Here is a 12,359-nt window from a genome sequence, read left to right as displayed (position 1 = left end):
TGCAAACCTTGCATGCACGGCAATCTTTGCTCATGTCCTCAAAAGCAGACATGGCTTGTCGAATAAATCGCGCGCCTCGCGTCTCGTGATGGCAGGGCGCATTCGAGCGCTCCCTCCAGACCGCATCCACGCGGGGGACACGGACACATGATCGGCATTCACAGGACCTGTTTGAAGATGTGGATTGGCGCGGTGATGTTGACCACCGCGAGCGCGTTCGCGGAGCCGCCGGAGCCGCCGGAGCCGCCGCCGACCAACGGCGCGCAGGGCACGCAGCTGCACGGCACGGATCGCTTCGAGTCCATCAACATCCCGCTGGCGTCGGTGGAGCCCTCCGCGCCTCCCGCTGGCGTGACGTGCGCTCCCGCCAAGGCCCTGGCGCTGGGGGGACGGGTGGCGGCGCTCCAGGGGTGCAGCGGAGGCAGTCCGCCGGTGACCTCGCGCTTCCTGGAAGGCCCTGCGCTGGTGGGCACGTCGTTCCGCGCGCCCTTCGAGGGCCGCTCGGTGAAGCTGGTCATCACGGATGCCCGATGTCACGTCCCCATCAAGGGGCCCAGCAAGCCCAACTGCACGCCAGAGGAGATCCTCGATGGCACGGCGTACTGGGAGTACAGCGTGACGGCCTCCACGAATGATGGGACGACCATGCCGCTCTGTCCGCTGGGCAGCGGCTTCGCGCTGCCGGTGCCCAACGCCTGGTCCGCGGGGGGAGCGCTGCTGCCCAACCCGGACTACTTCACCTTCGCGTGCACGCCCAAGAACGAGGGCACGGATGAACTGCCCTTCTTCGTGGGCGGTGGCGTCATCGCCAAGTGCATCGACTGGGGCTACCCACCTTGGGCCGGTGCGTACACGCCGGACCTCGCGCTGAAATTCCACCAGCTGTGCACGCGCATGGCGATGGCGGACTACTGCGGTGAGGGGCGCAGCAACACGCTCGACGGAACGCCGTTGTTCTTCATGGGCGTGCAGAACGCGATCGCGATCAGCACCAACGGGCGCCTGCCCAAGTGGCTGGGGAAGGACAACGGCTACTCGCTGGAGGCCGTGTGGAAGATGAGCGCTTGCGGCGACGTCCGTCCGTTGTGCCTGGGCAAGACGCGCTGGGACAGCCTGCCGCTGGAAGCGACGTGCGTGAATCGCGCCCTCGATCTGCATGAACGGACCCAGCCTTGTGAGGACGTGGACATGGGCGCCCTGGCCGGCACGACGCTCCTCGTGTCCTATTCACTCTTCATCGACCATGCGCTGGTGTCCTTCCGCGCCAACGGGACGAGCTTCGTGACGACGAGCGCGGTGACGGTGGACCTGAAGACGCATTCCTGGGGACCGGACGTGTCCGCGTATGGCCTGGACCTGGATGGGAACGGGGTGGCGGACGTGTCGCCGTTCGTGCCGATGCGCATGGAAGGCCCCCTGCTCTCCGCGAAGCTGCCCGATGAGATCCTCAAGCGCATGGGGAAGCTCATCACGCCGCTGTACCGCTGCTCCGACGGCCTGGGCCACTACCTGCTCACGAACAACTCCGCGTGCGATCCACGCCAGGGCTACACCCGCCTGGTGGTGAACGGAGACCGCGGCATCGAGGGCTATCTGTACAGCGCCGTGGACACCACCAGCACGGGCCAGCGGCGGCCGTTGAAGCTGTGGCATCACCCGACGCTGGGCCTCTTCGCCACGTCGACCGAGGCGCCGGACGGCTACACCTTCGTTCGGGACCTGGGGTACCTGCCGTCGGTGGGGCAGCTGCCGGGACGCGACCTCTAGGTCCCGGGAGTCACGGCGCGGACGCGCACACGCGCATCCCGATGAAGGGGAAGCGTGTGCGCGGTTCGCCGTCGCCGTGGTTGAGGGTCCGGGCGGTGAGCGCGTCCTGGTAGAACGAACCGCCGCCATACGCGGGCGTGCCAGCGGTGTCCGTCACCAGCCACTCCCACACGTTGCCGGACAGGTCCGCCACGCCGAAGGGGCTGTCCGACGCGGGATGCGAGCCCACGGCGTCCGGTCCGAAGGCCCGCGGCTTGCGGCCATAGGTGGCGTCGAAGTTGGCATCATCCGGCGCGAGCACCGGGCCATGCGGATAGTCGCGGCCATCCGCGCCCCGGGCCGCACGCTCCCATTCCCGTTCGGTGCACAGGCGGGCGCGGGGGACCCGGCCGGTGGCATCCAGCCACGCGACATACGCGCGGGCGTCCTCCCAGGAGATGCCGGACACGGGGAAGCGGCGCCAGTCCTGTTCGGCGCGCAGCTCGCGGTCCAGGTAGCGCAGCGGCTCCCCTTCCCTCGCCTGGTAGGAGATGCCTTCGTGCTCCAGGTGGAAGGTCCAGGTGCCAGCCGGGGCCGGGCGCAGCTCCAGGGTCCCGAAGTAGTTGGTGCCTCGGGGCCTGCGCGCGGCGCGCTCTGGCGCGGGCAGGTCTCGCAGCCAGGCGATCCAGTCCGCGTACGTGACTTCGTGTCGCGCGATGAAGAAGGCCCCCGTGGTGAGCGGGTGCAGCGGGCGCGTGTGCACGATGGTGCGGCGGATGGCCTCGTCGTCGCCGCTGCCGTAGAGGAAGCGGCCGGGAGGCACGTAGACGTAGCCCTCCGGGACCTGTTCGGGGAGCACGACCCGGGCCTGGAAGGTGCCACCGCGCGTGAGCAGCACGGGGTAGCGCACGGGCGGACGGTCCGGGAGCGTGAAGGTCAGCCGGTACGAGCCGGGCTCCAGCGTGAGGCCCGACGTGATGGGCGTGGTGCCGAACGTCCACGGCTTGGACCAGTGCTGGGGGCCAGGGGTGGCTTCCACGCGTTCGACCTGGACGGTGGCGCCGGGGGGATCGCTGTCCAGCTCCATGGAGACGGGGCGGGTCAGCTCCTGGGTCGTGCCGCCGGAGGGGTCCAGTTCTTCCAACTGCTGGGTCAAGGTGGCCTGGACGTCAGGCTTGCGGTCCCGCTCCGCGACGAGGATGCGTTGGAAGAGCACCTCGGCGGCGCGTGAGTCCAACGCCTTGTTCCAGCCCCGGCCCACGCGCGTCCGAGAGGCTTCGAGGAGCTCGCTCGCGTCCTCGTAGCGGCGGGCCTGCTTCGCGCCGAGGGTCAACGCGCGGGCCCAGGCGTCCTCGGCGGCGGCCATGTGGTCGGAGTCGAACGCGGTGAAGGCCTCGGCACGGAGAGCCTCGATCTGGACGTCCATCGCCCGGCACTCCTCGACGAGGGGGGCCGCCAGGGCCAGGGCCTGCTCCGCGTCGGTGCGCCGGGACCACTCCTTGGCCCAGGTGCCGCCGATGAGGATGGCCACCGCAAGGCCTGGGAGCGCGAGCACGCGGGTGAGCCTCAGCCACCGGGGCCTTGGGGGCGCGAGGGGTTCCTGGGCTGGACGCGGGGCGGTGGACTCCAGCGCCTCGCGCAGGGCCTCGGCGGAGTCGAAGCGCGCGGACGGATCATGCGCGAGGCAGCGGGCGACGACCGCCGCGAAGGAGGGATCGACACCGGGAACGATGACGTCCAGCGGCGCGAAGCTCCGGGGCCGCAGCGGTGCTTCCGCGAGCGGCCCGGGCGTGGTTCCTCCGCAGAGTTCGTAGAGCAGGACGCCCAGCGAGAAGAGATCGCTCCGGACCGTGGCCGGTTCCCCACGCCAGACCTCGGGCGCCATGTAGAGCGGCGTCCCGATGCGGCCCGTGGCCATCAGCTCCGGGGGGCCGAGCTGGAGGGGCGGCGAGAGCGGAGAAGCCGTCGCGGTCCGTTGCGCCACGTTCGCGGCAGCGGCGCTCAACGGGTTCGCCGGGATGTGCCGCGTGGCCGCGGGCGCCGCGGTGTCGTCTCCGGTGCTGGGGCCCGGGTGCCGCGGCCCCGCTTCGCTGCTGGCGCGGACGGGCACATCCACCGTGGCATCACCCTCCGGTGACCCGGCTCGCGGGCCCTCCGGCTGGCGCGCGGGCGCGACGGGGGCCAGGGCCACGTCGAGCAGCTTCGCCACGCCGAAGTCGAGCAGCTTCACCTGCCCGTCCTCGGTGAGGAGCGCGTTCGCGGGCTTGAGATCCCGGTGCAACACCCCCTGTCGGTGCGCCGCCGAGAGCCCCTTCGCCAGCCCGACGCCAATCTCCCGCACGCGCGTCCACGGCACCGGCCGCGCCATCTGGTCCAGGCTCGCCCCGCGCAGGAACTCCGAGACGAGATACGGCCGATCCCGCACCTCCCCCACGCGGTGGATGCCCACCACGTTCGGGTGCTGCACCCGGGCGATGGCCCGCGCCTCGGTGCGGAAGCGCTCGCGCTGCACCTCATCCGGAGCGACGCCCGCGATGAACTTCACGGCGACCAGCCGGTCCAACACCGTGTCGTGCGCGAGGTACACCTCCCCCATCGCCCCCCGCCCGAGCGGCTGCAGGATGCGGTACTCACCGAAGGTCGCGGGAGGTTGCCAGGCTGAAGGCAGGTCGCTGCTCATTCCTCCGCCGGGCCCCGGCCTCGCGATGACGGAATGCGGTGCTGCTTCATCTTGAACGCGAACGTGCGCAGCGGCATCCCGATGAGCTGGGCCGCCCGGGTCTGCACCCCACCGGTGGCCTCCAGCGCCTCCATCATCCGCCGCCGCTCCAGCGTCCGCAGCTCCTCCGCCAGGTTCTGGAACACCCGGGGCGAGGCGGCCGTCCCCTCCTCACCCCGCGCGGGCTCCGGCGGCGTCGCCCGCAGCGAGTCCGGCAGGTGCGACGGCTCCACCACCGGTCCCGGCGACATGGCCGCCGCGTACTCCACCGCGTTCTTCAGCTCGCGGACGTTCCCAGGCCAGCCATGCGCGCTCAGGACCTCCATGGTCGCGGCGGACAGGTGCAGCGGTGGGCGCCCCGCCCTGGCGCACGCATCCTCCAGGAACGCTCGTGCGAGCAGGGGCAGCTCCCTCGGCCGGTCCCTCAAGGGCGGCAGCATCACCACCGCCGCGGACAGGCGGAAGAAGAGATCCTGCCGGAACCGCCCCGCCTTCACCTCGTCCGCCAGCACCCGGTGCGTCGCCGCCACCACGCGCAGATCCACGGGCCGCTCGCGCGAATCCCCCAGCCGGGTGATCACCTGTTGATCCAACGCCCGCAGCAGCTTCGCCTGGATGGGCAGCGACAGCTCCGCCACCTCGTCCAGGAAGAGCGTCCCGCCGCTGGCCCGCTCCAGCAGGCCCGCGCGCGCCCGGTCCGCGCCGGAGAAGGCGCCCCGCTCATGGCCGAACAGCTCCGCCTCCACCAGGCTCTCTGGCAGCGCCGCGCAGTTGAGCGCCACGAACCCCTGCGCCGCCCTCCGCGACCAGTGATGCACCGCCCACGCCGCGTTCTCCTTGCCGGCCCCCGTCTCGCCGTGGATGAGCACGGGCAGTGGGCTCGCCGCCAGCCGGCGCAGCAGTTCGAACAGCTGCAGCAGCGCCGTGTCCGCCACCACCACCGACCGCTCGCCCAGCGCCAGCCGGTACATCGACGGCCCGCTGACCCGCGTCTCCCCGGGCGCCGCCGCCAGCGCCGCCGCCCGGGCCGCGCCGAGCAGCGCATCCCCCTGCATCCCATCCCCTGGCGCGTGCGCCAGCCCCGCCCGCACGCGCCCGGCGAGCGGCGTGAGCACCGACACCAGGTGCGCCGCGGCGGCCTCCGCCTCCTCTCCCGACAGGTCCGGCAGCAGCACCATCCACGTGCCTCCCAGCTGCCCCACGCCATCCATCAGCCGCAGCGCGCCATGCAGCGCCCGCCCCAGCTCCGCCGGCGACACCCACGCGGACTCCACCTCCAGCGCCAGCACGCTCACCGCGTGCCCGGTCGTGCGCACCCGCTCCAACTCCTCCGACAGCCGCGCCCGCAGCCCTTCGGCCTCCAGCGCCCGCCGCTCCGGCAAGGGCCGCTCGCCCCGGTGGAACACCAGCGTCACGTTGCCCAGCGTCACCACGTCCCCGCCGTCCAGGGGACGCGACCCCTGCACCGGCTCGCCGTTGACGCGCACGCCGTTGTGGCTGCCCAGGTCCGCGATGAACGCCTCCCCCTCCGCCACCCCCACCTTCGCGTGCTGGCGGCTCACCGACGCGTCCTCCACCAGCACGTCCACCCCCGCCGCCCGTCCAATCACCACCGCCCCCTCCCGGGGCAGCGGCACCAGCGTGGAGCTGTTCCCCACCAGCAGCAGCAGGTACAGCCGGTCCGTCGCGGCGGCGCGGGAGGCTCCCTTGCGGGGGGCCTCGGTCTCCCTCAGGTCAGGTGGCAGCATTCCCTGAAAGAATGCCCAGGCCCTTGAACCCCGGGCAACCGGCACGTCTGATTTGCGGGTCGGGCCATGCGCGGGGGATGCTCGCTGTCTGGGAGGAGACGGGTTCCATGGCCAAGATGCTGCAAGAAGGGGATGCGGTTCCGGACGTCACGCTGAGGGGGCCGGGCGACGCGCCGGTGCGCCTGCGCGACCTGCTGGGTGACAAGGCGATGGTCATCTACTTCTACCCGCGGGATGACTCCCCGGGATGTACGGTCCAGGCCTGCTCCCTGCGGGACCAGTACCAGGACTTCACCGACGCGGGCGCGGACGTGGTGGGCATCAGCAGCGACACCGCGGAGTCGCATGAGAAGTTCGTCGCCAAGTACCGCCTCCCCTTCCGCCTCCTCAGCGACCCGGACGGCGCGGCGCGCAAGGCCTTCGGGGTGGGCACCAACTTCCTGGGCCTTCTGCCGGGCCGGGTGACCTTCATCGCCGACCGGGCGGGCACCATCCGCTACGCCTTCGACTCGCAGGTCCAGGTGAAGAAGCACGCCTCGCTCGCGCTGGATGTCGTCCGGTCGCTCACGGGCCAGGGCGCGGCTCCCACCCGTCCTGCCTGACAGACGCGCTGGCGTCGCGTTTGCCGGTAGACTGATTCACGGCGTCCTGGCCGTGGGAGCCAGGACGTCGCGCCCCGTTCGCGAGCAACATGGGACACCTGGGTGGGCCGGAGGTCACGTCATGCGGTTTCATTGGATGCTGGGACTGTTGTGCCTGGGCTGCGCCAGCCTGACGAAGGACCTCCACGACGAGAACGCGGCGGGCGAGGAGGAGGTGCCCACCGAGGAGACGGTGTACCTGGTGTCGCTGGACGAGGCCCTGCTCACCATGCGGCACGTCTTCGAGGAGCAGCGCTACGACGTCTTCGAGCGCGAGGGCCACCACGAGCTCTACACCTCCGCGCACGAGCCCGGGTTGAACCTGCCCGGCAACCGCACCTACGAGCGCTACTTCGTGAAGGGCGCGGCGCTGGGCCCCCGCCAGTCCGTGGTCCGCGTCTTCCGCCTGCGCTACCGCGAGCAGGACACCAACATCGAGATCAAGCCCAAGTGGCTCAACGAGCGCATCGAGGACGAGGAGAAGTACCTCGCGCGCAAGACGTTCGAGCGCTTCACCTTCGACGGCGTGCCGGACATGGAGGGCTTCAAGATGGTGCGCGGCACCCGCGACCTCCCGCTGGAGCGCAAGCTGCTCGCGAAGCTGGAGATGGTGCCCTCGCTGGAGCTGGTGGGGGGCAAGGCGTCCGCGCCCGTGCGCTCGGTGCAGGTGGAGGGCTGGGAGGAGGACGTGGCCCACTCCGCGCCCGTGACGTGCGGGGAGCCGCTGCCGGGCGTGGAGCCGCTGCTCACCGCGGGGCACACGGTGCTGGTGTCGGACCCGCTGGGCACGCGCGAGCTGCCAGAGGCCGCCACGCGGATGCTGTGCGACGCGGTGGAGAAGAAGCTGCCGGTGGCGCTCGCGCTGTCGCTGCCGTCGGAGGATCAACCCTCGCTCGATGAGTACCTGGCCTCCGCCGGTGGCAACGAGGACCTGGAGCGGCTGCTGGTGGTCAGCTCCTTCTGGCGCCGCGTGTACCAGGATGGCCGCAGCAGCGGCGCCATGCTGCGCCTCATCGAACAGGCGCGCCGCCTGCGCGCGCAGGGCAACGCCATCACGGTGCTCGCGTTCGACTCCAACTCCGCCTCCGGCAACTCGCGTGAGGAGGAGATGGCCCGGAACCTCATCGCGTACCGGCAGGCGAACCCGGACGCGTGGCTGCTCGCGCTCGCGGGCGACGTGCACGTGCGCACGAAGCCGGTGAGCTGGAACAAGGACTTCGAGCCCCTGGGCTCGCGGCTGCTCCGCGCCCTGCCCGCCTCGCCCGTGAAGGCGCTGGAGGTGGGCTTCGCGCGCGGCTCGCAGTTCTCCTGCCGCTTCAACGTCTGGGAGCAGGTGGAGTGCAACGTCTACGCGCTCAGCCCGTCCGTGGAGGTGCGCCAGGAGCCGGGCACGCCGCGCAAGGTGGCGCTGTTCTCCTCCCCCAGCGACCGGGGCTTCCACGGTCGGCTCTACGTGGGGGCGCTCAACGCCTCTCCGCCCGTCATCCAGCGCGTGACCCAACCGGTGGCCCAGCAGCAAGGGGCCGCGCACCCGCCGGACGCCACGCCCTGAGGGTCTTCACCTGAAGTGTCAGGCTGTGCCGACGGGGACGGCGACGACGCCGACGCGGTCCCCTTCACGAAAGGGGGCAGGACCATGCGGTGGCACTGGACGTTGGGGCTCTTGTGCGTGGGCTGCGCGAGCCTGTCGCGTGGACTGGATGGGGCTCCAGCGGACGCGGAGCCCATGCCCACCGTGGAGAAGGTCTACCTGGTGCCGCTCGACGAGGCGATGTTCGTCGCGCGCCGGCTGCTGGAAGAGCAGCGCCTGGACATCTTCGAGAACAACACCACGCACGAGCTGTACTCCCAGTCCTGGGAGATCGGCGTGAACGCGCGCGGCAACCGCACCTTCGAGCGCTACCTGGTGCGCCCCGAAGCGGTGGGGCCGCGCCAGTCGCTGGTGCGCATCTTCCGGCTCCAGTACCGCGAGGCGGACGACGCCATCATGCAACAGACCCCCGAGCCGGGCAGCCAGAGGGCGAACGACCACACCTACAACCACTTCCGCGAAGCGTTCACGCACGACACCTTCGAAGCCGTCCCGACGATGGAGGGCTTCAAGCTGCGCCGTGGCTTCCGCGACCTGCCGCAGGAGCGGAAGCTGCTGGCCCGGCTGGAGATGGTGCCGTCGCTGGAGCTGGTGGGCGGCAAGGCGTCCATCCCGGTGCGGGAGGTGAAGGTGGACGGCTGGACCGCGGAGGCCCCGGACGCGGCCCCCCGCTGCGGCGATCCCGTGGAGGGCGTGGCGCCGCTGCTCGCCGGTGGAACCACCGTGCTGGTGGCGGATCCGCTGGGCACGCGCGAGCTGCCGGACGCCGCCGCGCGGATGCTCTGCGACGCGGCGGAGAAGAAGCTGCCGGTGGCGCTGGCCCTGTCGGTGCCGTCGGTGGACCAGTCCGCGCTGGAGGAGTACCTGGCGAGCGCGGGCACCAATGAGGACCTGGAGCGGCTGCTCGTGCTGAGCGACTTCTTCCGCCGCGTGGACCAGGACGGCCGCAGCAGCGCGGGCGTCATCCACCTGGTCGAGGCCGCGCGCCGCCTGCGGGCCCGGGGGAGCGCCATCTCGCTGGTGGCGTTCGACTCCAGGGAGGCGGCGGGCAACGCGCGCGAGGCGGAGATGGCGGCGAACCTGCTGGCCTTCCGTCAGGAGCACCCGGACGCGTGGATGCTGGTGCTCGCCGGTGACGTGCACGTGCGCACCGGCGGCGTCGGCTGGGACTCGAAGTTCGAACCCATGGGCCGGCGGCTGACGCGGGCCCAGCCCTCATCGCCCGTGCTGGCGCTGGAGGTGGGCTTCGCCCGGGGCGCCCACTACGCGTGCCGCTTCAACGTCTGGGAGCAGGTGGACTGCGACGTGCACGGCATCAACCCGACGGTGGAGGCACGCCAGGAGCCGAACACGCCCCGGAAGGTGGCGATGTTCGCGTCGCGGGGGGAGACGGGCTTCCACGGCCGGCTCTACCTGGGCACGCTGAGCCCGTCCCTGCCCGTCCTCCACCGCGCCGTGCGGGCCCCGGAGAAGCCGGAGGCCGCGCACGGCGAGGCGCAGGGGACTACGGCGCCTTCGAATTGAGCTGGACGCCGCTCACGACGAGGCCGTAGACGGCGTCCACGGCCGGCGTCGCGGTGTGGGCGTCCTGGACCAGCTCATCCGCCAGGACCTCCACCTTCCACGTCCCCGCCCCGGGGTTCGCGATGAGGACGTTCTCCACGGTGTCCACCTTGTTGGAGGCGCCGCCGGCCGTGGAGACGTTGCCCGCCGTCAGGCCGTTGTTGCCCCAGTAGATGACGCCGCTGGGCGCCGTCACGCGCAGCGACAGGTCGTTGATGCGCGCCTGGGCCGCGCCCACGGTGCCCATGGGGTCCTTGTAGGCCAGGGTGACGTTGAGCTCCGGCTCCCCGCTGGCCACGGTGAAGGTGTACGTCTTGGTGGCGAGCGGCGTGAGGATGTCCGTCTCGTCGACGACGAACGTCTTCGCGGCGCGGTCGTACAGGCGCTTCAGGTCGGACGTGCCCCAGCCCTGCTTGTTGCGGTCGATGTCCGCGTTGGCGCCGCCGGCCAGCCAGTTGTAGCGGGCCGCGCCGTTGATCATCAGCGCCTTGGCGGTGGCCATCTTCGGGCGGCTGGTGAAGACGTCCGCCGCGCCGCCGTGGCCGGCCCACACGCCCTGGTGCCACATCTGGTGCAGCAGGCCGAAGTGGCCGGAGGTCTGCGGCGTCGCGGAGCTGGTGCCGCTGAACTCCGTGTAGCTGCTGTCGGTGGAGCCGGACGCGCCGCGGATGCTGTCGTAGTAGAAGGCCAGGTCCGGCTTGATGCGGCCGTCCGCCGCCGGGCCGATGCTCGCGCCCGTGGACCAGCTGTCATCCGCGCGGGTCTGCGTGTTGTAGTGACGGATGCCGCCCACGGACACGATGTTCTTCGCCCACGCCTGCGGGCGTGAGTTGCGCGAGCCGCTGTTGCTCTGCGACTGCGTGCTCAGCAGCGGCGCCTTGAACAGGTAGTCATCCACCTCCGCGGAGATGGTCGTGTACGCGGTGGTCAGCGTGCTGCCCACGCTGGAGGTCTGGAACACCGCGCGGTAGGGGCCGGTGGGGTTGAGCAGCTCCTGGTTCATCGTGTAGCGCGACTTGGTGCCGCCGAACTGGGTGGACTCCGAGTAGAGGAAGAAGATGCCCTGCCCGCCCGGCAGCAGGCCCCGGGCCAGCGGGTCCACGCCCTTGGCGAAGTTGTGGCTGTAGCAGCTGGTCCCGTGCAGGGAGCCGGAGCTCGTGCCCGTGCTGTGGATGATGGGCGCGGTGGGCCACTCGCGGTGGGTGGTGCGCAGCTCGGTGTCGAACACCTCTCCGCGAACGCCCTGCCCGTTCCAGCCCTTGAGCGTCTCGATGTAGTTGGCGCCGCCCGTCTCGCGGACGATGTCCATGTCCACCTCGCCGGGGCCCCCCCAGCGGTCGACGAACTGGACCTCGTTGGCGCGGGCCACCTGGGCCAGCTGCTCCTGGCTGAGCGTGGCCTCCACGCGCAGGCCGCCCGGCTCCACCAGCTCCACCTTGCCGCCCAGCCGCTCCACCAGCGCCGTCACGCGGGCCTGCCGCGCGGGGCCGCCCTCGCCCAGCATGATGGAGTAGCGCTGGGGCGCGAGCGCCGCCGCCCGGCCGAGCAGCGCGTCACGGAGCACCGGCTCCAGGCGCCACTCGGGGTGGTAGTCCCCCACCCAGCGCACCGCGGGCAGCTGCGCGACGCGGGCCTTCACCTCCGCCGGCATCTCCACCAGGTACGTGTGGTCCGACAGGAAGCGCAGCACCTTGCCGCCCGCGTTCTCGATGGCCTCGCGGTACTCCGGCAGCGGCGTGGCGTGGAACTGCACCAGCGACAGCGTGTTGTCCCGGTCCGCCACCAGCGCGTTGCCCAGCAGCGGCGCGTTGCGCGCCAGCGGGTCGAACGAAGCCTCCGCCAGCCGGATGAGGTACGCCTCTGGCTGCACGCGCCCCAGCAGCTCCGTGCCGCCGCGCGTGTACGCGGAGAAGGCCTGCTCCGTGCCGTCCGCCTGCCGCTCGCGCCAGACGTGCAGCTGGACGCCGGTGTCCTTCACCACGTCCAGGGTGCGCAGGGCGCTGACCGGCCGCGCCGTCCGGTGGAACACCAGCCCCGCCGGCGTCGCCAGGGTCTGGCCACCCGCCGGGAGCGTCGTCGCCACCGCCGCGCCCGGAGCCGCCTGAGCGCGCGTGGCCGCCGTGGGGGTGCGCTCCGCCGCGAGCGCCCCCGCCGGAACCACCAGGGTGCACCCCAGCACCAGCGCCGTCACCGGCCGCCAGCCACCACGGGACGTCGAGAACCGCTTCTGCATGCTCTGCATGTCGGTACTCCCTTTAAAGTGAGAAAAACCTGTAATACGTATTACGGAAGTATTTCAAGTCCTTGCCACTCAGTTGCAATAGGGCGTGCTTTTTTCACTCCTGGTGTCG

At 71.4% G+C, this 12,359-nt stretch carries 7 protein-coding genes; 4 read left to right on the top strand and 3 right to left on the bottom strand.

Annotated features, from left to right (window positions below; translation table 11 throughout):
• The first annotated feature begins 147 nt into the window (after nt 1-147).
• Nucleotides 148-1,767 carry an ADYC domain-containing protein gene (locus tag GTY96_RS19450; RefSeq protein ID WP_161665490.1) on the top strand — a complete coding sequence of 540 codons (1,620 nt, stop codon included), beginning with the start codon at nt 148-150 and terminating at the stop codon, nt 1,765-1,767.
• Between the two features lie 10 nt (nt 1,768-1,777).
• Here the strand turns inward: GTY96_RS19450 and GTY96_RS19445 are convergent, their stop codons facing one another.
• Together GTY96_RS19445 and GTY96_RS19440 are read right to left on the bottom strand one after the other, a co-directional pair.
• Nucleotides 1,778-4,426: a bifunctional serine/threonine-protein kinase/formylglycine-generating enzyme family protein gene (locus GTY96_RS19445; protein ID WP_161665489.1), complete on the bottom strand. Its 2,649-nt coding sequence runs from the start codon at nt 4,424-4,426 to the stop codon at nt 1,778-1,780.
• On the bottom strand, nt 4,423-6,213 hold the full coding sequence (locus tag GTY96_RS19440; RefSeq protein WP_201756219.1) for a sigma 54-interacting transcriptional regulator: 1,791 nt from the start codon (nt 6,211-6,213) through the stop codon (nt 4,423-4,425). The genes GTY96_RS19445 and GTY96_RS19440 overlap by 4 nt, the downstream gene beginning before the upstream one ends.
• A gap of 107 nt (nt 6,214-6,320) precedes the next feature.
• Between GTY96_RS19440 and GTY96_RS19435 the strand changes: the two genes are divergently transcribed.
• The 3 genes from GTY96_RS19435 (at nt 6,321) to GTY96_RS19425 (ending at nt 9,969) form a co-directional block, all read left to right on the top strand.
• Entirely contained in the window at nt 6,321-6,815 is a 495-nt protein-coding gene (locus tag GTY96_RS19435; protein WP_143904626.1) for a peroxiredoxin, read from the top strand.
• A gap of 121 nt (nt 6,816-6,936) precedes the next feature.
• Nucleotides 6,937-8,406: a TraB/GumN family protein gene (locus tag GTY96_RS19430; protein ID WP_143904627.1), complete on the top strand. Its 1,470-nt coding sequence runs from the start codon at nt 6,937-6,939 to the stop codon at nt 8,404-8,406.
• An 84-nt stretch (nt 8,407-8,490) separates the two neighbouring features.
• Complete coding sequence (locus tag GTY96_RS19425; RefSeq protein ID WP_161665488.1) at nt 8,491-9,969, top strand: TraB/GumN family protein; 1,479 nt, start codon at nt 8,491-8,493, stop codon at nt 9,967-9,969.
• On the opposite strand, the gene GTY96_RS19420 is transcribed toward GTY96_RS19425, so the two are convergent.
• Complete coding sequence (locus GTY96_RS19420; RefSeq protein WP_161665487.1) at nt 9,950-12,250, bottom strand: S8 family serine peptidase; 2,301 nt, start codon at nt 12,248-12,250, stop codon at nt 9,950-9,952. The two genes, GTY96_RS19425 and GTY96_RS19420, sit on opposite strands and share 20 nt — an antisense overlap.
• Nucleotides 12,251-12,359: the final 109 nt, after the last annotated feature.

It is taken from the genome of Corallococcus silvisoli (genome assembly GCF_009909145.1).
Classification (GTDB): domain Bacteria; phylum Myxococcota; class Myxococcia; order Myxococcales; family Myxococcaceae; genus Corallococcus; species Corallococcus silvisoli.
The sequence above is the reverse complement of the archived record's forward strand: the minus strand, read 5'-3'. Positions and strand labels throughout refer to the sequence as shown.

What these genes read in the sequence shown, in the direction of transcription:
- GTY96_RS19450 (WP_161665490.1), top strand. Translation starts at nt 148, where the DNA reads ATGATCGGCATTCACAGGACCTGTTTGAAGATGTGGATTGGCGCGGTG.
- GTY96_RS19420 (WP_161665487.1), bottom strand. Translation starts at nt 12,250, where the DNA reads ATGCAGAGCATGCAGAAGCGGTTCTCGACGTCCCGTGGTGGCTGGCGG.
- GTY96_RS19440 (WP_201756219.1), bottom strand. Translation starts at nt 6,213, where the DNA reads ATGCTGCCACCTGACCTGAGGGAGACCGAGGCCCCCCGCAAGGGAGCC.
- GTY96_RS19430 (WP_143904627.1), top strand. Translation starts at nt 6,937, where the DNA reads ATGCGGTTTCATTGGATGCTGGGACTGTTGTGCCTGGGCTGCGCCAGC.
- GTY96_RS19445 (WP_161665489.1), bottom strand. Translation starts at nt 4,426, where the DNA reads ATGAGCAGCGACCTGCCTTCAGCCTGGCAACCTCCCGCGACCTTCGGT.
- GTY96_RS19435 (WP_143904626.1), top strand. Translation starts at nt 6,321, where the DNA reads ATGGCCAAGATGCTGCAAGAAGGGGATGCGGTTCCGGACGTCACGCTG.
- GTY96_RS19425 (WP_161665488.1), top strand. Translation starts at nt 8,491, where the DNA reads ATGCGGTGGCACTGGACGTTGGGGCTCTTGTGCGTGGGCTGCGCGAGC.